The organism is Pelagerythrobacter sp. Soil_C_18 (assembly GCF_057657235.1).
The window spans coordinates 21,513-44,276 of sequence record NZ_JBDGIU010000007.1; the positions used below are offsets into that span (position 1 = coordinate 21,513).

Here is a 22,764-nt window from a genome sequence, read left to right on the forward strand (position 1 = left end):
ATCAGGCCGCCATCGTGAAGGGCTCGAGCCCGGCGAGCCGCGTGCCTTCGGGCGCGTTGGGAATGCGGCGCGGAGCCACGCCCTCCACCGCCTTCGCGATGGCCGCGATATGCTCGGGCGTCGAACCGCAGCAGCCGCCTAGGATATTGGCGCGGCCGCTCTCCGCCCAGCTCTTCACCAGCGCCGCGGTCTCTTCCGGCGCCTCGTCGTACTCGCCGAGCTCGTTGGGCAGGCCGGCGTTCGGGTAAACCATCAGCAGGGTGTCGGCCATGCCGGAAAGCAGTTGCACGTGCGGGCGCAGTTGCTCGGCACCGAAGCTGCAGTTGAGCCCGATCGTCGCCGGCCGCGCGTGGCGCACCGTGTACCAGAAGGCCTCGACCGTATGGCCTGAGAGATTGCGGCCCGACAGGTCGGTGAGCGTGAGCGAGAGCATCAGCGGCAGTTCGTGCCCGAGCTCGCGCTCCAGCTCCTTCACCGCCATGATCGCGGCCTTGCAGTTGAGCGTATCGAACACGGTCTCGACCAGGATGAAGTCGACCCCGCCTTCGACCAGCGCCGCGGCCTGTTCGCGGTAGACGTCCTTGACCTCGTCGAACGTGACCTCGCGAAAACCGGGATCCTCGACGTCGGGACTGAGCGAGAGCGTCTTGTTGGTCGGCCCCACCGCGCCGGCGACGTAGCGCACGACGCCGTCCCGCGCGGTGGCCGCATCGACCGCTTCGCGGATTACCCGTGCGGCGGCGACGTTGATCTCGCGCACCAGCGCTTCGGCGCCGTAATCCGCCTGACTGATCCGGTTGGCGTTGAAGGTGTTGGTCGCCAGCACATGCGCGCCGGCATCGATGTAGCTGTCGCAGATCGCGCGAATGACCGCCGGCTGCGTCAGGTTGACGAGATCGTTGTTGCCCTTCTGGTCCTGCGACAGGCCCGTGTCCCCGGCATAGTCATCCGCAGATAGTTTCGCGCGCTGGATCGCGGTGCCGTAGGGGCCGTCCTTGATCAGGATGTGCTTCGCCGCTTCGGCGAGCAGGCGTTCTCTAGCGGTCATCGGGAATCCCTTTCGGCCGCAGCCCGAGCATGTGGCAGATCGCGTAGCTCAGCTCGGCGCGGTTCAGCGTGTAGAAGTGGAACTGGCGCACGCCCCCGGCATAGAGCCGGCGGCAGAGCTCCGCGGCGATCGTCGCGGAGACGAGCTGGCGCGCGGCCGGCCGCTCGTCGAGCCCCTCGAACAGGCCCTCCATCCATGCAGGAATAGCGGTGCCGCACAGGCCCGCCATGCGCTGGACGCTGGCGAAGCTCATCACCGGCATGACGCCGGGCACGATCTCGCTGTCGATCCCCGCCGCAATGGCCTTGTCGCGGAAGCGGAAGAAGCACTCGGGCTCGAAGAAGAACTGCGTGATCGCGCGGGTCGCCCCGGCATCAAGTTTGCGCTTAAGGTTGTCGAGGTCGGCCTCGGCATCGCGTGCGTCCGGGTGGACTTCCGGATAGGCGGCAACCGAGATCTCGAACGGCGCGACAGCCCGCAACCCGGCAATCAGCTCCGCCGCGTTGGCATAGCCCCCGGGATGCGGCGTGTAGCGCGACTGGCCGTCTGGCGGATCGCCGCGCAGGGCGACGACGTGGCGAATGCCGCTTTCCCAGTAATGGCGCGCGATCTCGTCGATCTCCTCGCGCGTCGCCTGAACGCAGGTGAGGTGCGCGGCGGCCGGGATGTTCGTCTCGCGGTTGATCCGGACGACCTGCTCGTGCGTGCGCTCGCGCGTCGAGCCGCCGGCGCCGTAGGTCACCGAAACGAAGCGCGGCCCCAGCGGTTCGAGCGTCTTGACGCTTTCCCACAAGGTCTGCGCCATCTTCTCGGTCCGCGGCGGGAAGAACTCGAACGAGACCGCGATGTCACCCGGCAGGCCGGAGAACAGCGGCGCGTCGAGCGCCATGCGCGCTTCCTGCATCTGACCCAACGTCGGGCTCATCTCGCTGCTTTCCTTCCCGCACTGGCGGGAGCGCCCTGCCGCGTGCCGAGCCAGATCTTGACCACCAGCTCGCCGCCTTCGAGCGCGACCGGCGGCGCGGGGGTAAACCCAGCCTCGGTCAGCAGGCCGGCGATAGCAGCGTCGGTGAAACCGAGCCGCGCGTGCGCATGGCGGTCGCGCAGCTCCTCGCGCTGGTGCGTGTCGAAATCCACGATTGCGATCCGCCCACCCGGCCGCGTGACCCGCGCCGCTTCGGCGAGCGGAGTTGCCGGGTCCTGCGCGAAATGGAGCACCTGATGCAGCAGCACCGTGTCGAACCCGCGCGCCGGGAAAGGCAGGGCGGCGAAATCGCCTTGGACGAGTTCTACTGCGCCGGAGGGTAAGTTTTGCAACTTTGCGCGTGCGAAGCGTAGCATGTCTAAACTTTTGTCGAGCGCCACGACCCGCTCGGCCCGGCCGGCGAAGAGTTCGGCCATGCGGCCAGTGCCGGTGCCGATGTCGAGGACGTGGCCGAGCGGCGCGTCGCCCAGGGCCTCTACGAGCTTCGCCTCGACCAGTTCGTCGGAGCTGTGGAGCTGGCGCAGCTCGTCCCAGACTTCGGCGTGGCGCGCGAAGTACGTCTCGGCGCTGCTTTCTCGGGCGGCGCGGATCGCGGCGAGCTGGCGGCGGTCTTCGGCGCAGGCGGCGGCGAAGTCCGCGTCCTCGCGCTCGGCGGTGGCGAGCAGCCGCGCGACCGCCTCGCCCACCGGCGTGCCGCGCTCCTTGCCGACGCTGGCGCGCAAGAAGACCCAGCTCCCCTCGCGGTGCCGCTCGGCCAGCCCGGCATCGCACAGGATGCCGACGTGGCGCGAGACGCGCGGCTGGCTCTGGCCGAGGACCTGCGCCAGTTCGCCCACCGCCAGTTCCATGGCAGCGAGCAGCCGCATGATTCGCAGCCTGGTGGGGTCGGCAAGCGCCCGCATGATCGTCTCGATCCGCATGCGGGCTACATATAAAGATATTGTTATATGTGCAAGCGCGCAGAATCCCTGCCGCTGCCGTGCTCAGGCGGGGCTGTCGCGCGCGATCCGCTGCAGCAGCGCGAGCTGCGCCTCACCCTGCCCGGTCAGAACCCATTTCCCGCCACTCTCCCGCAAGAGGCCGGAGGCGACGAGCTGCGCGTGGTCCTGCGGATCGAGCTCCTCGCGCGTCGGCGGCATGACCCGGCCGTAGCGGCCGCCGTGATAGATCAGCGGATCGGCCTCGCTGCGGTCGAAATCGACCACTTCGCCGAGGAAGATCGCGTGATCGCCGCCCTCGTACTCGAAGCGTGCGCAGCAGCCGAAGCGCGCCGCGCAACCCTCGATCAGCGGCGCGCCCTCGGGCCCGTCGGCCACGTCGAGCCCGGCGAACTTGTCGGCCCCGCGCCGCGCGAACCGGTCGGACATTTCCTGCTGCCCGGAGGCGAGGACATGGACCGCCCAGCTCTGCGCGTCGCGAAAGGCCGCCAGATTGCCGCTGTCGAGCGACAGGCTCCACAGCACCATCGGCGGGTCGAGCGAAACCGAGTTGAAGCTGTTGGCGGTCAGGCCCACCGGATGGCCCGACGCGTCGCGGGTGGTGACGATCGTCACGCCGGTCACGAAGCTACCGAGCGCGTTGCGGAAAGCGGCCTTGTCCAACACGCATCCGTCGCTAATCTCGCGGGGGAGGAAGAGCAACCGCGATGTCCGAAATCCACGAGCTGACACCCGTTATCGTCGGGGTCGGGCAAGCCTCGGAGCGTCCCCAGGACCTGGGCTATCGCGCGCTGTCCTACATGGATCTGGCCGGCGAAGCGCTGAAAACCGCGCTTGCCGACACCCGTGCCGCCGGCGACGCGGCGCGTGCGATCGATACGATCGGCGCAATTCGCCAGTTCGAAATCTCGCGCCCCGATGCGAAGACGCCGTTCGGCCGGGCGGACAATCCGCCGCGCGCGATCGGGCGCCGGGTCGGTGCCGACCCGCGGCGCGCCATTCTCGAGACGACCGGCGGGCAGACCAACCAGAAGCTGGTCGGCGAGTTCGCCTCCGCCATCGCTCGCGGCGAAAGCGAGATGGCGGCGATCGTCGGCGCGGAGGCGATCTCGACCGTGCGCGCGCTGCTCGGCGCCGGCGAGACGCGCGACTGGTCGGAAGAGGTCGGCGGCGCGCTGGAGGATCGCGGCTACGGGCTGGAGGGCATGTTCGATGCCGAACTGCTCCAGCACGGTGCGGTCAACGCGATCGCGCACTACGCGCTGTTCGAGAATGCCCGGCGCGCGCGGCTTGGGCACTCGCTCGACGCCTACCGGACGGAGATCGGCGAGCTCTTCGCCCCGTTCACCGAAGTGGCCGCGGCCAATCCGCACGCCGCCTCGCGCGAGGTGCGCAGCGCTGCCGAGCTGGCGCGCGTGACCCCGCGCAACCGGATCGTGGCCGAGCCCTACGCACGGATGACGGTCGCGCGCGACCAGGTGAACCAGGCGGCCGCGATCGTGATCGCATCGGCCGGCAAGGCGCGCGCGCTGGGAATTCCCGAGGACCGGTGGGTCCATATCCATGCGGTCGCCGACGCGAAGGAGCTGCCGGTGATGGCCCGGCGCGATCTCTCGCGCAGCCCCGCCTCGATCGCCTCGATCGAGACCGCGCTGGAACGCAGCGGCCGCGCGCTCGGCGATATGACCCTGCTCGACCTCTACAGTTGCTTTGCGATTCCGGTGTTCAACGTGACCGACCATTTCGGCCTTGCGATCGACAACCCACGCGGGCTGACGCTGACCGGCGGGCTGCCGTTCTTCGGCGGCGCGGGCAACAACTATTCCGCCCACGCGATCGCGGAGGCGGTGCAGCGCCTGCGGGAGCGGCGGGGAAGCTATGCGCTGGTCGGCGCGAACGGCGGGTTCATGAGCAAGTATTCGGCCGGCATCTACTCGACCGAGCCCGCCGACTGGTCGGGCGCCGACCGCTGGATCGCGGTTCCCTCGCCTGCCGAGACCGTGCGCAAGGCGAAGGCGCCGCCCGCATGGCTGACGGTTGAAACCTATACCGTGCTGGAGAGCCGCTCCGGCCCGGTCGCGATCGTGCTCGGGCGCAACGAGGAGGGCGAGCGTGTGGCGGCGAACGCCGATCTCGCGCACGCCCCGACACGTGCGCTTTTCGAGACTGGCGAGCCCTTCGGCGCGCGACTTGCGCTGTCGGCGGCGGCCGACGGACGGTCCGTGGCCCGCCACGACGGGGACAACGGGTAGGAATGCGGAGCGCATAGACCCGGGCGAGCGTCGCAGCGCCCGATCGTCCCGGTGCGGAGGAGTGCTCGGCGCGTCTGCAGATCGCGCCCGCAAGCCATGCAGCCGTGGTTGTATTGGAGCCTTCCGGAGCCGGACTAGCCGGCCCCGGAAGGCTCCACAGCGTGCCCCCCCTAGAACCCCTTGGTCACGCTGAAGCCTATGATGCGCGGATCGAGGGTGAAGACGTTGCTCGTCAGCCCCGTGTCGTCGCTGTTGGTGAAGAAGTCGGTGATCGGCGCATCGTTGAACACGTTCTTCACGTAGAGCTGGAAGGCGAGCTGGGACTCGGGACGCTCCAGCGTCACCGCGAGGTTCAGGTTGTCCCACGCCTTCAGCCGGTCGTATTCGGTGTTGTAGATCCGCGCGTAGCTCTTCGCCTGGCGGTAGTAGTCGCCGCGGAAGGTCAGCTCCCAATCGTCGTCTTCCAGGAAGAAGGTGTACTGCGCGCCGAGGTTCATCGTCCAGCGCGGGGCGTTGGGCAGCTCATTGCCGGACAAGTCGGCATAGAAGCCGCGCCCGCCGTTGGGGGCGCCGCTGCCGCCGTCGGCGATATTGAGGCCCACTGTGTCCGGATTGTAGGGCGCGGACGGATCGTACGTGAAACCGTAGAAGAGATTGAGCGGGAGCAGGCCCGGGGCCTCCGGATTGAAGGTACCGGCGCGATTTGAGCCCGGGCAAAGCGCGGCAAGCGCGAGATAATGAAACGCCGCCGGGCCCGCGAGAACCCTTTCCACCAGCGACGTGGGCGCGATGCAGTTGGACGGCACCTGAAGCCATGGACGGAGCAGCATCCAGTCCTCGTCACCCTGGGTGCGGTTCATCACGTCGATCGACTGCGACCCGTCGGCCAGCTTCGTTTTGAGATAGCCGAAGTTGGCATCGAGTCTGAAGTTGCGCGAGGGACGCCAGGCCGCTTCGAACTCGAGCCCCCAAGTCGTCGCATCGAAGTTCTCGTTGTAAGCGATACGGTCGACGATCTGGGAGATCTGGTAGTCGTCATAATCGTAGTAGAACGCCGTTGCGTTGAGGATCAGGCGGCCATCGGCGAAGGTGTTCTTCATGCCGATCTCGAACGCGTTCAGATATTCGGGCCGAAACGTCTGCGGCAGCGGCTGATACTGCACGACGTCGGGATTGAAATCGACCCGCGGCGGGTTGGTCCCGCCGCCCTTGTAGCCCCGCGCGAACGACGCGTAGATCAGCGTATCGTCGGTGAAATTGAGCACCGGCTGCCAGTCGAGGACCGCGCGCCCGGTGAACTCGCCCCACTTCTGCTCGATATCGGGCAGTGCGGGATAGCCGCTGTTGACGCTGCCGCCGGTGACGGCGCCGGGGAAGTCCAACTCCGTGCCACCGCCCAAAAGCAACTGACTCGGGATCTGATCGGATACCTTCTTGTCGCGGGTATAGCGGAGGCCGAGCGTCAGCTTCAGATCATCCGCGACGTTCCAGTACAACTCACCGAATGCCGCCCAGCTCTTGGTCCGGACGCCGTTTTGGCTGAGAAAGTAGTTGTGCCCCTGATTGTTCAGGCTGCCCATGGGGTTGGGGTCGATGTATACGCATTCGTACCCTTCAAATCCTAGCTCGCAAGGCCTGTCGCCCAATATTCCCGTATTATAGAAATTCTCTGCCAAAAACGTGAATGTGTTGTTGAAGACGTAGTAATCGTCCCGGGATTTGAAATCCAGGTAGTTTACACCGAGATTGAAGTTGACTGGCCCATCGAAGTCCGACTGCAAGCGGATTTCCTGCGACCACTGCCGGTTACGCGAACGGCTGAGATCCGCCGATATCATGCGATCCGAGCATCCAAGCTGCGGGTCGCAAAAGAATCCGCCCGGCGTCGGCCCTGGATCAGCCGCAGTGTCGATCGGATTCCCTAAACTATCAACGAGCGGCTGGGTCGAATCGTTGAAGATCGGGTTGGTGACGAATCGGCTATAATCCTGCGTCGAGAAGTAGCGGTCGCGCGAGTAGGCGGTCTGCGACACCAGTGTCAGACCGTCCGCCGGCTCGAACTCCAGATTAAGCTGCACCACGTCGTTCTTGGCGCGGAAACGAGGATCGTAGCTGGTCGAGATTTCTCGCAGATTGCGGGACTGCGTCACGCCTTCATAGGGATCCCCTGGGAGGATCATACCTACCGGTGCCCCGGCGCCGCCGCCCGGAAGCGGTTCGTAACCGAGAGGACGGAGTTCGCTTGCGAGAAGAATATATGCGAGGCTGTAGCCATTCGGCACGCCGTACGCACCATCGTCGTAAAGCGAGCCCGGCAAGCACCCCTGGCTCATCCGTCCGCGCATCTTGGGATCGGTGATCGCGATGTCGCCGACCATCTCGGGCCCCGGATCGGTGTGGCAGAGCTGCTTGCCGGTGCGCGAGCGGTTGTCGTCTTCCTCGAAGTGCTGCCAGATCACGTTGGCGCGGAAGCGGTCGCTCGGTTCCCATTCCGCGATCGCGCGGGTCGACCACAGGTCGCGGCCGTTCACGCGGTTCTGGGTGAAGGTGTTGTAGTCGAACCCGTCGCGTTTGGTCCACTGGCCGGCCACGCGCACGCCGAAGGTATCGCCCAGCGGCACGTTGAGCATGCCGTTCAGCCGGCGGGTGGAATAGCTGCCCACCTCGGCCTTGACCGAGCCTTCCAGTTCATCGGTCGGCAGCGCCGGGATCAGGTTGACCACGCCCGCCGTGGCGTTGCGGCCGTAGAGCGTGCCCTGCGGCCCGCGCAGCACCTCGATCCGCGCCATGTCGAAGAATTCCGACTCGAACAGGCGGTTGCGCGCCAGCGCGGTGTTGTTGAAGCTGACCGCGACCGCGGGATCGCTCGCCGCCGAGATCGCCTTGGTCCCGACCCCGCGGATCGAGAAGTTGTACATGCTGAAGTTGCTTTTGGAGAAGTTGACGTTGGGCACGGCGCGCAGCAGTTCGGCGCCGGTTTCGATCTTGTAGTCGTCGAGCCCCTCGCCGGAAATCGCGGTGACGGCGATTGGCACGTCCTGGATCGATTCCTCGCGCTTCTGCGCGGTGACGATGATGACCGCGCCGTCGGCCGTCACCCCGCTCGCGGTCTTGGGGGTCTGCCCCTCGTCATCGACATCCTGCGCCAAGGCCGGCGATACGCCCGCTGCGACCAAGGCCAAGGTGCTGCATGCGCAAAGACAACTACGGGCGATCCCCATATTCCCTCTCCCCATTTTATCGCGGATCTTGATGACCCGTCGCTCAAATCCGATGTCGCTTCTAGCGTAACTGACATTGATGTCAATGTTAACGGACGTTCATACACGCAGCTTGATCCATTTCGGCGGAAACTGCGCAGTTTGTCGGCCTGTTCGCGTGCGACTTGTCGCGTGATTCGAAGTCCCCTTTGCCCCCGATGAAGCGGCCCCGCGGGCAACCCCTGCAACGCTCGCAGCGGACTTACGCCAGGCCGGCCATCGTGTCAGGGAAAGTGGTCGGGAACGGTGCCGCTTCGGCGGCAAAGCGGCACCTAGATTGCCGGGGGGTCTTCGGTGACGAGAATGTGGAACAGGCCGCCGCCCGCGTCGTGAACGTGGCGGATCTCGGGCCTTGAGCGCAGGGCCAGAACGTCGATCACGGCGGGTTCGGCGAGGCGAACCATGATGCGTCCCGGGGCCTGTGCCATGTCGACGACGTTGGCCGTTCCGCCGAGGAATTCGTAAAGATCCGACGGGGTGGAATACGGTGCGGGCGGCGATGTCGCGACTGGCGCCGCCGCATTCTCCGGGGAGCGTTGCCCTGCATTGCCGATCTCGGCGCAGAGCAGTTCCGCCGTCGGCCCCACGATCACCTGGAGCGTATCGGCGGTCGGGCGGATCGTGCCTCTGGCGCCGAGCGCCGTGAGCGCGGCATGGTCGACGCGCTCGGGATCGCGGAGGATCAGCCGCAGCCGCGTGGTGCACGCGCCGAGCTGAACGATGTTGGCGGCCCCGCCCAGCGCCTCCAGCCAGGCATGGCCCCTGGCGCCCTCGCCGGCTTGCATGTCGGCGGACGGCGCGGGGGTCGCTTCGGTGCCGCGTCCCGGCGTCGCCAGATCGAAGCGCCGGATCACGAAGCTGAAGGTGAAGTAGTAGATCGCGAAATAGACCAGCCCGACCGGCAGGAGCAGCAGCGGGTTGGTGGCGATGCCGTAGTTGAGAACGTAGTCGATCAGCCCGGCGGAGAAGCCGAAGCCGAGCTTGACCTCGAGAAGGTCCATCACGACCATCGACAGCCCGGTCAGCACCGCGTGGACGAGGTAGAGCAGCGGGGCGAGGAAGATGAAGGTGAATTCGATCGGCTCGGTGATCCCGGTGAGCGCGGAGGTCAGCGCCATCGAGAAATAGAGGCCCGCGACCTCCTTGCGCCGGGCCGGCGGGGCGGCGCGGTACATCGCGAGGCAGGCGGCGGGCATGCCGAACATCATCACCGGAAAGAACCCGGCCATGAAGCCGCCGGCGGTGGGATCGCCGGCAAAGAACCGCCTGAGATCGCCGGTCGTGCCCTCGAAATCGCCGATCACGAACCAGGCCACGTTGTTGAGGATGTGGTGCAGCCCGGTGACGATCAGCAGCCGGTTGAGCGCGCCGTAGAGGAACAGGCCGATCTCGCCCGCGCCGACGATCGCGCGGCTGGCGTGGTCCATCGCGCTTTCGGTCTCCTGCCAGAACTCGCCGAACAGGAAGCCGAGCGCGAGCCCCGCCGCGCCGCTGACGATGGGGACGAAGCGGCGGCCGCCGAAGAAGGCGAGGAATTCGGGCAGGCGAATGTCCGAATAGCGGTTGAACAGCATGCCCGAGAGAATGCCGCACAGGATTCCGATGGGGACGCCGAGCTTGGCCATGGCCGCATCGCGGTAGTCGGCGAGGGCGCGGGCGGCCTCCTCGGCCGATCCTCCGTCGAGCGTTCCCGGCGGCAGGTCGATCAGCATCTTCGCGCTGTTGGTGGCGACGAGAAAGGCGACGAGCCCGGCAAGTCCCGCGGCGCCGTGGTTGTCGCGCGCGAAACCGATCGCGACGCCGACCGCGAAGATGATCCCCAGATGCACGAAGATCGCCTCGCCGGCGGCGGAGATGAAGCCGATGTCGAGCAGGTCGGGCTGGCCGAGGCGCAGCAGCAGCCCGGCGATCGGCAGCACCGCGATCGGCAACATCAGCGACCGGCCGAGCTGCTGGATGCCTGCAAACAGCCGCCTCATTCCGCCCTCCCCAGGAGCCGGCCAAGCTCGCCGCGTGCCTCTTCCGCCGAAGCGGCGGCCAACGCCGCTTCGGCAGCGGCATGGCATTGGCCGAGCGTGAGCGCGGAGAGCCACTGCTTGACTTCCGGCACGCGCGCGGCGCTGACCGACAGCTCGCGCGCGCCGAGGCCGATCAGGACCGCCGCTGCCAGCGGATCGCCGGCCGCGCCGCCGCAGATGCCCAGCGGCCGGCCGTGTGCCCGGCAGCCCTCGGCCGCGAACCCGACGAGACGCGTCACTGCCGGATGCAGCGCGTCCAGGTCGCGCGCGAGTTCGGAATTGGTGCGGTCCGCCGCGAGCGTATATTGCGTGAGGTCGTTGGTGCCGACCGACAGGAAGTCGGCCTCCCGCGCGAGCGTGCCGGCGATGAGCGCCGAGGCGGGCGTTTCCACCATGGCCCCCAGCTTGACGGGCGCCGCATGCCCGGTCTCCGCAAGAACGTCATCGAGCATCGCGCGCAATCGCGCGAACTCGCCGGCCGAGGACACCATCGGCGCCATGATGTGCGCGGTGCGCGCGCCCGCCGCGCGCAGGATCGCGCGCATCTGCCCGGCGAGCAGCTCGGGATAGCGCAGGCCGACCCGTATCCCGCGCACACCGAGCGCCGGGTTGTCTTCCTTTGCGAGCGGCAGATAGGGCGCGGGCTTATCGGCCCCGATGTCGAGCGTGCGGATGATGACCGGCCGATCGCCGAAGCGCTCGATGATCGCAGCATAGATTTCCGCCTGCTCCGCCTCGCTCGGCGGCGCGGCGCGGTCGAGGAACAGGAACTCGGTGCGCACGAGGCCGGAACCTTCGGCGCCCAGCCGAAAGGCCTCCTCGGCGTCGGCAATGCTGCCGATGTTCGCGAAGACCTCGATCCGCTCGCCGCTCGCAAGCCGGGCTTCGCGCTGCGCCGTAGCAAGCGCGGCGCGGTAGCTCACCTCGCGCTGCGCCAGATGCTCCCGCAGTCCCTCGGCTTCCCCTTCCGCCATGGCATGACGCAGCGTTCCCGCATCGCCATCGAGATAGACGAGTTCGCCCTCCTCGACCCGGCACAGCGGCTCGCCGAATGCGACCGCCATCGGAATGCCGGCCGATGCCGCAAGGATCGCCAGGTGCGAGGTCGGCCCGCCGGCGAGCGTGGCGATGCCGGCCACCCCCGCAGCCTTGAGCGGCTTGAGATCGGACGGATAGAGATCGCTCGCGATCACGACCGCGCCCGCCGGCGCCGTGGCTTCGCTGTCCCTGCCGAGCAGGATCCGCAGCACGCGCTGTTCGAGGTCGAGGAGATCGTCGGCGCGCTCGGCAAGCCGCGCGTCGGACAGGGCGCGGAGAGCCTCGGCTTCGCGCTGCATGACTGCCTGCCAGGCACCGGCGGCGCTCGCCCCGGCGTCGATCTGCGCTCCCGCCGCGGCGACCAGCTCCTCATCTTCGAGGATCGCCAGTTGCGCCGCGGCGATGGCCGCAGCTGCGCCATCGTCTTCGTCGGCGAGCCGGACGCGAAGAACGGAGATGGCGTCGCGAAGCCGCGCCTTTTCGGCCGGCGGACTCTCGGCATTGCCGGTCACTTCGATGCGCGAGCGATGGACGTAGTAGGCCGGTCCGATCGCCCGGCCCGGAGCGGCGGCGACGCCGGACAGAAGACCCGGCTCGGCGGGCCCGTCAGGATCGGCGAGGCGCAGGACGACGGATTGCCGCGGCGCTTGCGGAGCCGCGCGGGGTTCGGCGATCGCATCGCCCGCCCCACGTTCGATCAGGGCGGCGACGGCCTCGGCCGCGGCTTCGGCTTGCTCGCCGCGCGCCTCGATCTCGACTAGCGCACCGAGAGTCGCGCCGAGCTTCATCAGACCGACGGTGCTCGCCGCGGCCGCGCTGCGCCCGTCGATCCGGAGCGTGACCGTGGCGCGCCAGCGACGCGCCTCCCCCGCAATCGCCGCGCAGGGCCGCGCGTGAAGCCCGTGCGGGAGCGGCAGGATCACCTCGCGCGTCGCCACGGGCCCGTTCTCGACCGCTGGATCGCCGCTCCCGCCACCAGCCCCCTCGCGGTGAAGCTCGAATAGTTCGGTTCCGGCTTCGACCAGGCCATCGGGATCGGAGCGGAGGCTAAACGACCAGCCGCCCGCCTCCACCAGCACGATCGGCGTGGCGGCGCTCTTTCCGGCAGCGACGAGGACCTCCAGATCGACCCGCAGCAGCGGATCGCCCGTCTCCACCCGGTCGCCCACCCTGACCAGAAGGTCGAACGGCTCGCCCTTCAGTGAGACGGTGTCGATCCCGCAATGGATCAGGATCTGCGCCCCATTGCCGCAGTCGAGCGTGACCGCATGGCGCTCCGCCGCGACCGCGGCCACTTCCCCGGCGCAAGGCGCGCGGATCAGGTCGTCGAGCAGTTCGAGCATTACCCCGGGACCGAGCGCGCCGCTCGCGAACGCCGGATCGGGTGTCGCTTCGAGCGGCAGGAGCCAGCCGTTCGCCGGCGCGTGGACCTGCAGCCTCACGAATTCGGCCGCCGATCCGCCACGCGCCACACCTGTCTCCATCATGCTCGACCCCAGCGGATTCCCGCGAAGCTTTGCGCTCCGCGGGAAACCCAGCCCGTCAATACTCGAAACGGGCGCCGAAGAAGAAGTAGCGGCCGTTGTCGTAGATCGCGCGGGGGCGGAAAGATTCGCCCGCAAACTGGCGGATTTTCTCGTTGGTGAGGTTGACCGCATCGAAGGTCAAGCTCGCCCACTCGGTCAGCCTGAAGTCGAGCGAGGCGTCGAGCGATCCGAAGCCCTTCTGGTTGAGCGGCGAGGCGCGGTCGAAGGTGAGGAAGAAGTCGTCGCGCCAGTTGTAGGTCAGCCGCGCGCTGAGCCGTTCGTCTTCGTAATAGCCGCCGACCTGGAACGCGTGCTTCGAATTGCCCGGGATCGGATCGCCGCTGTCGGTCTTGGCATCCGAGAAGCTGTAGTTCGCGTTGATGCCGAAATTGCCGAACAGCGGGGTCTGGGCGATCAGCTCGAATCCCTTCACTTCGGCCGTGCCGCCGTTCGTGCGCCGGTTGATCGCGAACTCGCAGTCGTAGAGATCGGGATTGGTCGAGCCCGGCGTCGGAACGCAGCGGGTCAAGTCGGGTGCGCTGGTTTCGATCGAGAAGACCTCGTTGACGATGCGGTCGGTGACGAAGTTCTGCACGTCCTTGTAGTAGAGCGCGATGGCGAACAGCGCGTTGTTCGGTGCGTAATATTCGAGAGACAGATCGAACTGGTTAGCTCGGAACGGCTGGACGTCGGCGTTGCCGCCCGAACCGGTCAGCGCGCCCGGGTTGAGCGCGACGCGCGGAGCGATATCGGTAAAGTCCGGTCGGGTGATGGTCCGTGCCGCAGCCGCGCGCAGGATCAGGTCGTCGGTCAGGTCGAACGCGAGGTTCAGGCTCGGCAGGATGTCGGTGTAGCTGCGCTCCTCGGTCACCGGGAGGAAGTCGCCGAAGGCGTTCGAGACCTGACCGGGCCCTTCGGCGCCCTGGACGAAGCCGCGCGAGACCTGATCGGTCCGCACCAGGCGCACGCCGAGATTGCCGCGCCATCCTTCGCCTGCGAGGCGCCCCATGACGTAGCCGCCGTAGGTCTTCTCATCGACCGAGAAAATCTCCGAGTAGAGCGGAAGCCGCTCGGTCGAGGCGGGGAAGCTGCCGATCAGGTCGCGGATGCGCGCGGGATCAGGCAGGAAGTAGTCGGTCAGCGTGCCCGAGATCGCAATATTGTCGAGGTAGTCGTCGGGGGTCAGCCCGCCGCCGAACGAGCCCGCGGTGCAGACGCCGCCGTCGCAGCCGCTGTCGCGGAACGGGACGAAGAAGCCGCCGTAGGTGGTCGCCTGGAAGTCGGTCTTGCGGCTGTGGTCGGTGTACTTGACGCCGACCTTGATCGCTTCGAGCACCCCGAGCGCGACTTCCTGTTCGGCATCGAAGTAGGCGAAGAACTCGCTGTCGTCGTTGCCGATCGAATGGTTCGAGGCGAATTCGAAGGCGAAGTCGTCCGGGTTGGTCGGGTCGACGCTCTCGAACGATACGGTCGGCGCATCGCCGGTCAGGTCGTAGCTGAAATCGCTAGAACCGAGGAATTCCACGAACGGCTGGCGCACGGTGTCGCCGTCAGCGTCGGTATAGCCGAGCTGCCCGCTGAGCGTGAGGCCGCCGTCGGTTTCGTAGGAGAAGTTGCCCGCGATATAGCGCGACTCGGCATAGGCCTCGCGGTCGATGATGTCGTAGACCTGCCCGAAACCGCCGGCTTCTCCGACGTTACGGATCGTGCCCGCGACGATGGTGTCACCGACCACCGTCTCGTCGGTCAATTCGGTGGTTCCGCCGCCGAGACCCGAGCGCGAAGGCCAGGCGAGGAAGTTGTAGTTGGTGTTGTTGGCGTTGAAGCGCGTCCACAGCCCGCTGATGCCGAACTCCAGATTGTCGCTCGGGCGGAACTGGATCTCGAGATTGCCGCCGAGGCGCTCACGCTTCTGGAGGAACAGCGCCGAGCCGATCAGCACCGGCACCTGACGGCCCTGGCCGGTGGGGTCGAGCCCGGGATCGTAGCCGAGCACCTCGATGCCGTCGCGGCGCACTTCGCGCTGCTGGAAGACGCCGGCGGCGAGGATGCCGAAGGTGCCGGCCTCGTTCGACCAGCTCACGACGCCCGAGATCTGGGGATCGAGCGAGTCGGCCTTCTCGGTATAGGCGCCCTCGACCGAAAGCGCGGCGACGAAGCGATCGAGATCGAGCGGCTTGCGCGTCAGCACGTTGATCGTGCCGCCGATGCCGCCTTCCTCGATGTCGGCAGTCGGGCTCTTGAACACCTGGATCTCCCCGACGACGTCCGAGGGCAGCACCAGATAGTTGAAGTTCCGGGTCGCCTGTTGCTGATCGAGGATGAACCAGTCCGCGGTGGCGACCGCATGGCCGTTGACCAGCGTGCGCGTCTGGTTGGGCGCGAGCCCGCGCAGCGAGACGCGCTCGCCCTCGCCATATTCGCGGTTGGTCACCACGCCGGGGACGCGCTGGAGCGATTCGGCGACGTTGCGGTCGGGGAACTTGCCGATGTCCTCGGCGGCGATCGCATCGACGATGGCGTCGGCGTTGCGCTTGGTGTCGACCGCCTCGGCGAGCGAGGCCCTGATGCCGGTGACCACGATCGGCTCGCCGGTCGTGCCCTCAGGCGGTGCCGGGTCGGTCTCCTGCGCCAGAGCAGCGCCGCCGCTCAGCGCGAACGTCGAAACACCAAGCACCCATGCTACGGACTTCCTCATCGCTTCCTCCCCTTTGTCCGACGCTGCCGCGGAGCCCTTCCCACTCCGGAACCGGCGGTCGGTTCTCCTGCAGCGTTGTGTAGGACAACCTTGTTGCCAATTGCAATACCAAACTATAACCAATAGTTGTTTTTGAAGCGAATTGGTAATATTGGTCTTATATGGCTTTGTCGGTGGTTTCGTGCTGGAACGGCAATAAGCGACAACTTTCAGGGATTTGGGCGGGTGAACGCACTTCAGGGCCTCAAGAGCACCTTCAATACCACGACCGGGACACCGCTGTACCAGCGGCTCACCAAGGTCCTGCGGGGCGCGATCGAGTCGAACCAGTGGGATGCCGACGACCCGCTCCCGTCCGAACGGGACATCGCCGAGACGCTCGAGATCTCGCGAGTCACCGTGCGCAAGGCGATCGACGGACTGGTCGAGGACGGCTTGCTCGTCCGCAAGCGCGGATCGGGCACGTTCGTCGCCGGCCGCGTGGAGAAGAGCTTCGCCACGCTGACCTCGTTCACCGAGGACATGGTCTCGCGCGGACGCAAGGTCCACAGCGACTGGCTGGTGCGCGAGCGCGGGCTGGTCACGCCCGAGGAATCGCTCAGCCTGTCGCTCAGCCCCGGCACGGCGGTGCTGCGCTTCCACCGCCTCCGCTGCGCCGACAAGGTCCCGATGGCGCTCGAATATGCAACCGTTCCCGCGGCATGCCTGCCGTCCGAACATGCGGTGGAGGATTCGCTCTACGAGGCGCTTCGCACCCGCAATCAGCGCCCGGTCCGTGCGCTCCAGCGGCTGCGCGCGGTGCTCTTTACCGAGGAACAGGCGGAGCTGATGCTGGTCGAACCCGGCAGCGCCGGGCTGTTCATCGAGCGCATCGGCTTCAACGCGGCCGGCGCCGCGGTCGAGTGGACGCGTTCCTACTATCGCGGCGACGCCTACGACTTCGTCGCCGAACTCAATCTCGGCCACTGACACGGGGCAGGATCGCGAAATGACCCAGACCGCCCGCGAAAGCGCCACGCTGATGTTCGCCGAAGCCGGCGAGGCGCACGCCTGCGTCGCGTGCCAGGCCGTCGATTCGGCCGAGGCGATCGCGGAGATCGGCACGGCCTTGCGCGCGCTCGAGCCGCGACTGATCGCCACGGTCGCGCGCGGAAGCTCGGATCACGCCGCGACTTACGCCAAGTATCTGGTGGAGACGGCGGCCGGCGTGCCGGTGGTCTCCTGGGCCCCCTCGGTGAGTTCCCTCTACGACGCCGAGAGCGCGCTCGAGCGGGCGGCCTGCCTCGCGATATCGCAATCCGGCCGCAGCCCCGACATCATTGCCGCGGCAGACAGCGCGCGCGAGGGCGGGGCACGGTTGGTTGCGCTGGTGAACCAGGTTGCGTCGCCGCTCGCCGGGCTGGCCGATCACGTGGCGCCGCTCCATGCCTTTCCCGAGACGTCGGTCGCCGCGACCAAGTCCTACCTCGCCTCGCTCGCGATGATCGCCCGGATCGTGGCCGCCTGGACGGGGGACGAGGAACTGCAGTCCGCGCTCGCGGCGCTGCCCGAGCGAATGAGCCGAGCATGGGAGCTCGACTGGAGCGCGGCGGACGAGAAGCTGGCCGGCGCGCAGAGCCTGTTCGTCATCGGGCGCGGCATCGGGCTCTGCGTGGCGCAGGAGGCCGCGCTCAAGTTCAAGGAAACCTGCCGCATCCACGCCGAAGCCTACAGCGCGGCCGAAGTCCTGCACGGCCCGGCCGCGATCGTCCGCCCGGGCTTCCCCGTGCTCGCGCTGGTGCAGCACGATGCGACCGCCGGCAACGTCGTGGAAACCGCCGAGAAGCTCGCGGAAATGGGCGCCCAAGTGATCATCGCCGGGGCTGCGGCGCGCGGATGCCTGACGCTGCCGACGCTGGCCGGCGACCCGCGCCTGCAACCGATCCTGCTCGCCCAATCGTTCTATCGCCTCGTCAACCGGCGTGCGGTAGCGCTGGGCGAGAACCCGGATTCCCCGCCGCACCTCAGCAAGATCACGGAGACGACATGACTGTGAAAGCTTTGGTCGGCGGCAAGATCCTCGTCGGCGGGCGCTTCCTGGAGGGGCGCGGCGTGGTGGTCGAAGGCGATCGGATCGCTGGGATCGTCGACGAATCGGAAGTGCCCGGGGGCGCCGAGCGGATCGAGCTCGACGGTGCGCATCTCCTGCCCGGCTTCGTCGACATTCAGGTCAACGGCGGCGGCGGGGTGCTGTTCAACGACGATCCATCGGTCGCGGCGATCCGCACCATTGCCGAAACCCACGCGCGCTTCGGCACGACCGCGCTGCTGCCGACGCTGATCAGCGACGAGCTCGACAAAGTCGCCGCCGCGATCGAGGCGGTCGAGCTTGCTATCGCCGAGGGCGTTCCCGGTGTGATCGGCATCCATCTGGAGGGGCCTTTTCTCAGCACCGACCGCAAGGGCGTGCACGACGAGACCAAGTTCCGCCCCTTCCTCGAAGAGCACGTCGAGCTGATGTCGCGCCTGCGTGGGGGGACGACGGTCGTGACGCTCTCGCCCGAGCAGGCCGGCCCGCCGGTGATCCGCGCGCTGCGGAACCGCGGTGTGCGCGTCTGCGCCGGCCATACCAACGCGACTTACGAGGCGATGCGCGCGGCGCTTGACGCGGGGGTCACAGGCTTCACCCATCTGTTCAACGCGATGTCGCCGCTGACCAGCCGCGAGCCCGGCGTCGTCGGCGCAGCGCTGGAGGATCTCGAAAGCTGGTGCGGGCTGATCGTCGACGGGCACCACGTCTCACCCGTCACCTTGCGTCTCGCGCTGCGATGCAAGCCGCTCGACCGCTTCATGCTGGTGACCGACGCCATGCCCTCGGTCGGGATGGAGGACGGCTGCTTCTATCTCCAGGGCCGCCGCATCCATGTCGAGGCGGGCACCTGCCGCGCCGACGACGGCACCCTCGCCGGCTCCGATCTCGATATGGCCCGCGCCCTGCGCAATGCGGTCGAGACTCTCGGCGTCGATCTGGCGCAGGCGGCGGCGATGGCATCGACCCACCCCGCGGCGTTCCTCGGGCGCGAAGGCGACTACGGGGCGCTGCGCGAGGGTGCGCGCGCCGATTTCGTGGTGCTCGGCGCCGGATTGCAACTGCACTCGACCTGGATCGGAGGGCGCAAGGTTCATGGCTGACTTGAGGAAACCCGGGGCGGCGATCGCACTGTTTGCGCTGGTCGCCGGAACCGGTGCGCTGTCGCCCCCGGCATTCGCCGACACCCAGCGTCAGACGCCCGCAGGCGACGCCGCGGCCATCGGCGCCGAGCTCGATCTCACCTATCGCGTGCGTGCCAATCGCGGCGAGGGATCGTGCCGGCTTCCCGACGGCCGGGTCAGCGGGGACCAGCCCTGCGCCGAGGCGGAGATCGTCCTGAGCGCCGCGCGCCCGCTCGCACTTGCCGGGCGCGAAATCTATTTCAGCCAGATCGACCCCGTCGCGCTCACCGCGGATGACGGCGCGCATGTGAAGCACGTGAACGGCGATCTCCACGTCCTGCGCTTCGCCTCGGATGCGCCGCCGCTCCAGCCAGGCGAGAGCCGCCGCGTCGCCTTCGTGGTCCGCGGACTGATCCTCACCCGGGCCAAGGTCATGCCCAATTACTACGTCGTCGATCCGCAAGGCGGCACGGCGATCATCGACAGCACGCGCGAGGTGGCGGGGCCCTATCAGGGCCGCAAGTGGCTGCCGCATCTTGCGCCGCTACCCGGCTCGGTGCGCCGATCGAGCAGCGACCTGACGCCGCTGGAGACTCCCGAACTGGTCGGCGCCGAGAATCGCGGCGTGGCGTTCGTCGCCGAAGCGGTGGATAGCGGGATCATCCCCACGCCGAGCCAGGTCGAGCGCGACCCGGACGGCGCGAGGCTCGATCTCGCGCGCGGTCTCACCCTCCGGGGCGACGCCCGCCTGACCGCCGCGCTGGCGCCGGCCATGGCGCGCCTGGAGGCGCTCGGCGTTCCTCAGGTCGGTGACGGCATTCCGCTCGTCGTCCAAACCGATCCCGCACTGGGGCCCGAGGCGTACCGGTTGCGGATCACGGGCGAGGCCGTCTCGATCGCCGCGAGCGACACCGCAGGCGCCTTCTATGCGGTGCAGAGCCTCGCGGCGCTGATGCGCCCCGGCCATCGCGACGTCCCGGCGCTCGCGGTCGAGGATTCCCCGCGCTTCGGCTTCCGCGGGCTGCATCTCGACATCGCGCGCAATTTCCACGGGCCCGAAACGATCCGCGCGCTTATCGACCAGATGGCGGCCTACAAGCTCAACCGGCTCCACCTCCATCTCGCCGACGACGAAGGATGGCGGCTCGCCATCGAGGGCCTGCCCGAACTGACCGAAGTCGGCGCCCGGCGGTGCCACGACCTGGAAGAAGACGAGTGCCTGCTGCCCCAGCTCGGCAGCGGCCCGCTCGCCGAGGGGTCGGGAAGCGGCTACCTCTCCGCCGAGGACTATGTGGGCCTGCTCCGCTACGCCGCCGAGCGGCAGGTGGAGGTCATTCCCTCGCTCGACATGCCGGGCCACTCGCGGGCGGCGGTCCGGGCGATGGACGCGCGCTACCGCAAGCTGATCGCCGCGGGGCAGCCGGAGGAAGAGGCGGCGCGATTCCTCCTGTCCGATCCGGCGGACACGACCCGCTATCGTTCGATCCAGCACTATTCGGATAATACGATCAACGTCTGCCGCCCCTCGACATACCGGTTCGTCGGGCATGTGCTCGACCGCCTGATCGCGATGCACGAGCAGGCCGGAGCGCCGCTGGAGCGCTACCACATCGGCGCCGACGAAACCGCGGGCGCCTGGGTCGAATCGCCGATCTGCCGGGAACTCCTCGCCAGCGGCGAAGGCCCTTCGAAGCTCGAGGATCTGGGCGGCTACTTCATCGCGCGCGTGGCGAAGATGGTAGCCGACCGGGGCGTGATCCCCGCGGCATGGAGCGATGGTCTGTCGCACGTGGATCCGGCCGCGCTGCCCGATCGCGTTCAGTCCAACGTCTGGGGAACGCTGGCCGGCGGCGGCGCGCTGACCGCGCACCGACATGCAAATCTGGGCTGGGACGTGGTCCTCTCGATTCCCGACGCGCTCTATTTCGACATGCCCTATTCCGCCCACCCCGACGAAGGCGGATACGATTGGGCGATCCGCCGCGCGCCGACGCGCAAGCTGTTCTCGATGATGCCCGGGAACCTGCCCGCCCTCGCTGCCTACTGGCGCGACCGCGACGAGCGCGCGCTGACGATCGACGACCGACCGGGCGGCGGCGACGCCGCGCACCGTCCGCTCGACGAAGGCCGCGCGTTCACCGGCATTCAGGGCCATCTCTGGACCGAGACGATCCGCGACCGCGAAACGCTGGGATATCAGCTCTTCCCGCGCATGTTCGCGCTTGCCGAACGCGCCTGGCACCGCCCGTCGTGGGAAGTGCCTTACGACCATTCGGGCGCACGGATCGGTTTCGGCGACCCGCTGATCGGTGCCGACCGCCGCGCCGCCATGGCCGCCGACTGGAACCGCTTCGCCAGCATCGTGGGCACGAAGGAACTGCCCAAGCTCGCCGCATCCGGCTGGAGCTTCCGGCTGCCGACGGTAGGCGTGGTGCGCGCCGACGGCGGGTTGCAGACTAGAGTCGCGATCCCCGGCCTGCTGATCCAGTGCGACGGCGGAACGGGGTGGACCGATCTGGAGAGGTGCGAATCCGGACCGGACGGCGAAGTCCAATTGCGCACCGCACTCGCGGCGGACGGACCTTACGGCCGCGCGTTCACCGTCAAGATCGCCGCCGGCGAACGGGTGACACGAGCCGAGTGACCGCCGGTCCGCCGGCCGTCCAACAACGATTTTGGAAAATGGTGCCGCTTAGGTGACTCGAACACCTGACCCCATCATTACGAATGATGTGCTCTACCAACTGAGCTAAAGCGGCACTGATCGCGGCCCTTTATCGGCACGGCGGGCGGGCCGCAATGCCTTGCTTCGCGAAGAGTGGAGGCCCGAGCCGGAATCGAACCGGCGTGCAAGGATTTGCAGTCCTCTGCGTAACCACTCCGCCATCGGGCCTCGTCCATCCGCATCGCCGACACGGACGGAAGCGGCCCCCTAGCGAGTCGGCCGCGCCAAGGCAATCGGTTAGGTGACCGGCCTTCCGTAACGTCAGTCTGGACCCCGCCCGGGGAAGCCGTAAATGCTTGCCGGCATGAGCATTGCCAGCCTGATCGATCCCGTCACCGCCGCCGGCGGCCCCGCCAACCTCTCGCAGGCGGACGCCTGGATGCAGGGGCGCACACTCTACGGCGGGGCGTCGACGCTCGTCGCCTATACCGCCGTCGTCCGCGCCTTCGCCGACCTGCCACCGCTGCGCGCGGGGCAAGTCGCGTTCGTGGCACCGGTCGGGGGGGAGATCGAGCTGAAGCGCGAGATCGTGCGGCAGGGCCGCAACGTCGCGCAGGTACGGAGCGAGATCTGGTGCGAGGGCGCCTGCGCGCTCACGGCGTTCTGGCTGTTCGGCACCGCGCGGGAGCCGAACGCCGTCCACCCCGCGGCCGAGCCGAACGATTGGCCCGGCGCGCCCGAGGACGCCGAGCCGGTGATGACTGACAAGGGGCCGGCCTTCATCCGCTACAACTTCGAGCTTCGGCGCGCGCAGGACGAGCGCGGCCCCGGTGCGCCGGTCGTGCGGCGCTGGGCGCGGCTGACCGAACAGGGGGTGCTCGATCCGATTTCCGAGCTGATCCTGATGGGCGATGTGCTGCCGCCCGGCGCCATGCGCGCCATGCAGCGGCAGGGGCCGGTCAGCTCGATCAACTGGTCGTTCAACGTGCTCGATCCCGCGCCTGCGACCCGCGACGGCTGGTGGCTGTCGGAGAACGCCAGCCAGCATGCGGACCACGGCTATTCGTCGGAGCGGCTGCGGCTGTGGAATGCGGACGGGCGGCAGATGCTCGAAGGAATGCAGGCGGCGGCTATCTTCGGGTAG

Annotated in this window: 14 protein-coding genes and 2 tRNA genes; 6 read left to right on the top strand and 10 right to left on the bottom strand. The window is 67.9% G+C overall.

Going from position 1 to position 22,764, the window contains the following annotated elements:
• Position 1: 1 nt before the first annotated feature.
• The 4 genes from AC3A5N_RS14020 to AC3A5N_RS14035 all read right to left on the bottom strand — a co-directional run bounded on the left by AC3A5N_RS14020 (position 2) and on the right by AC3A5N_RS14035 (position 3,637).
• Positions 2-1,048: a homocysteine S-methyltransferase family protein gene (locus AC3A5N_RS14020; RefSeq protein ID WP_487737944.1), complete on the bottom strand. Its 1,047-nt coding sequence runs from the start codon at positions 1,046-1,048 to the stop codon at positions 2-4.
• Positions 1,038-1,973, bottom strand: coding sequence for a methylenetetrahydrofolate reductase (metF, locus tag AC3A5N_RS14025; RefSeq protein ID WP_487737945.1), 936 nt, complete (start codon positions 1,971-1,973; stop codon positions 1,038-1,040). Before metF ends, AC3A5N_RS14020 begins: the two co-directional genes overlap by 11 nt.
• Positions 1,970-2,953 carry an ArsR/SmtB family transcription factor gene (locus tag AC3A5N_RS14030; RefSeq protein WP_487737946.1) on the bottom strand — a complete coding sequence of 328 codons (984 nt, stop codon included), beginning with the start codon at positions 2,951-2,953 and terminating at the stop codon, positions 1,970-1,972. The genes metF and AC3A5N_RS14030 overlap by 4 nt, the downstream gene beginning before the upstream one ends.
• A gap of 63 nt (positions 2,954-3,016) precedes the next feature.
• Positions 3,017-3,637 carry a flavin reductase family protein gene (locus AC3A5N_RS14035; RefSeq protein WP_487737947.1) on the bottom strand — a complete coding sequence of 207 codons (621 nt, stop codon included), beginning with the start codon at positions 3,635-3,637 and terminating at the stop codon, positions 3,017-3,019.
• Positions 3,638-3,678: 41 nt separating this feature from the next.
• Here AC3A5N_RS14035 and AC3A5N_RS14040 point away from each other — a divergent pair, with 41 nt between their 5' ends.
• Positions 3,679-5,223, top strand: coding sequence for an acetyl-CoA acetyltransferase (locus tag AC3A5N_RS14040; protein ID WP_487737948.1), 1,545 nt, complete (start codon positions 3,679-3,681; stop codon positions 5,221-5,223).
• 170 nt (positions 5,224-5,393) lie between these two features.
• Here the strand turns inward: AC3A5N_RS14040 and AC3A5N_RS14045 are convergent, their stop codons facing one another.
• The 4 genes from AC3A5N_RS14045 to AC3A5N_RS14060 all read right to left on the bottom strand — a co-directional run bounded on the left by AC3A5N_RS14045 (position 5,394) and on the right by AC3A5N_RS14060 (position 15,763).
• The gene (locus tag AC3A5N_RS14045) at positions 5,394-8,405 is read right to left on the bottom strand and encodes a TonB-dependent receptor domain-containing protein (protein WP_487737949.1); all 3,012 of its coding nucleotides are present in this window, start codon (positions 8,403-8,405) and stop codon (positions 5,394-5,396) included.
• A gap of 350 nt (positions 8,406-8,755) precedes the next feature.
• On the bottom strand, positions 8,756-10,462 hold the full coding sequence (nagE, locus tag AC3A5N_RS14050) for an N-acetylglucosamine-specific PTS transporter subunit IIBC (protein WP_487737950.1): 1,707 nt from the start codon (positions 10,460-10,462) through the stop codon (positions 8,756-8,758).
• Complete coding sequence (gene ptsP, locus AC3A5N_RS14055; RefSeq protein WP_487737951.1) at positions 10,459-13,026, bottom strand: phosphoenolpyruvate--protein phosphotransferase; 2,568 nt, start codon at positions 13,024-13,026, stop codon at positions 10,459-10,461. The genes nagE and ptsP overlap by 4 nt, the downstream gene beginning before the upstream one ends.
• A 55-nt stretch (positions 13,027-13,081) precedes the next feature.
• On the bottom strand, positions 13,082-15,763 hold the full coding sequence (locus AC3A5N_RS14060; protein ID WP_487737952.1) for a TonB-dependent receptor: 2,682 nt from the start codon (positions 15,761-15,763) through the stop codon (positions 13,082-13,084).
• Between the two features lie 225 nt (positions 15,764-15,988).
• Between AC3A5N_RS14060 and AC3A5N_RS14065 the strand changes: the two genes are divergently transcribed.
• The 4 genes from AC3A5N_RS14065 to AC3A5N_RS14080 are packed head-to-tail and all read left to right on the top strand — an operon-like array spanning position 15,989 to position 21,599.
• A complete protein-coding gene (locus AC3A5N_RS14065; protein ID WP_487737953.1) occupies positions 15,989-16,732 on the top strand; it encodes a GntR family transcriptional regulator in 744 nt (247 codons plus the stop codon).
• Positions 16,733-16,751: 19 nt separating this feature from the next.
• Positions 16,752-17,792, top strand: coding sequence for an SIS domain-containing protein (locus AC3A5N_RS14070; protein WP_487737954.1), 1,041 nt, complete (start codon positions 16,752-16,754; stop codon positions 17,790-17,792).
• Positions 17,789-18,934, top strand: coding sequence for an N-acetylglucosamine-6-phosphate deacetylase (gene nagA, locus AC3A5N_RS14075; protein ID WP_487737955.1), 1,146 nt, complete (start codon positions 17,789-17,791; stop codon positions 18,932-18,934). Before AC3A5N_RS14070 ends, nagA begins: the two co-directional genes overlap by 4 nt.
• Complete coding sequence (locus AC3A5N_RS14080) at positions 18,927-21,599, top strand: family 20 glycosylhydrolase (RefSeq protein ID WP_487737956.1); 2,673 nt, start codon at positions 18,927-18,929, stop codon at positions 21,597-21,599. The genes nagA and AC3A5N_RS14080 overlap by 8 nt, the downstream gene beginning before the upstream one ends.
• Positions 21,600-21,638: 39 nt before the next feature.
• Here the strand turns inward: AC3A5N_RS14080 and AC3A5N_RS14085 are convergent.
• Positions 21,639-21,714: transfer RNA gene (locus AC3A5N_RS14085), tRNA-Thr, on the bottom strand.
• Positions 21,715-21,774: 60 nt separating this feature from the next.
• Positions 21,775-21,848 (bottom strand) — tRNA-Cys (locus AC3A5N_RS14090).
• A gap of 136 nt (positions 21,849-21,984) precedes the next feature.
• Between AC3A5N_RS14090 and AC3A5N_RS14095 the strand changes: the two genes are divergently transcribed.
• Complete coding sequence (locus AC3A5N_RS14095) at positions 21,985-22,764, top strand: thioesterase family protein (RefSeq protein ID WP_487737957.1); 780 nt, start codon at positions 21,985-21,987, stop codon at positions 22,762-22,764.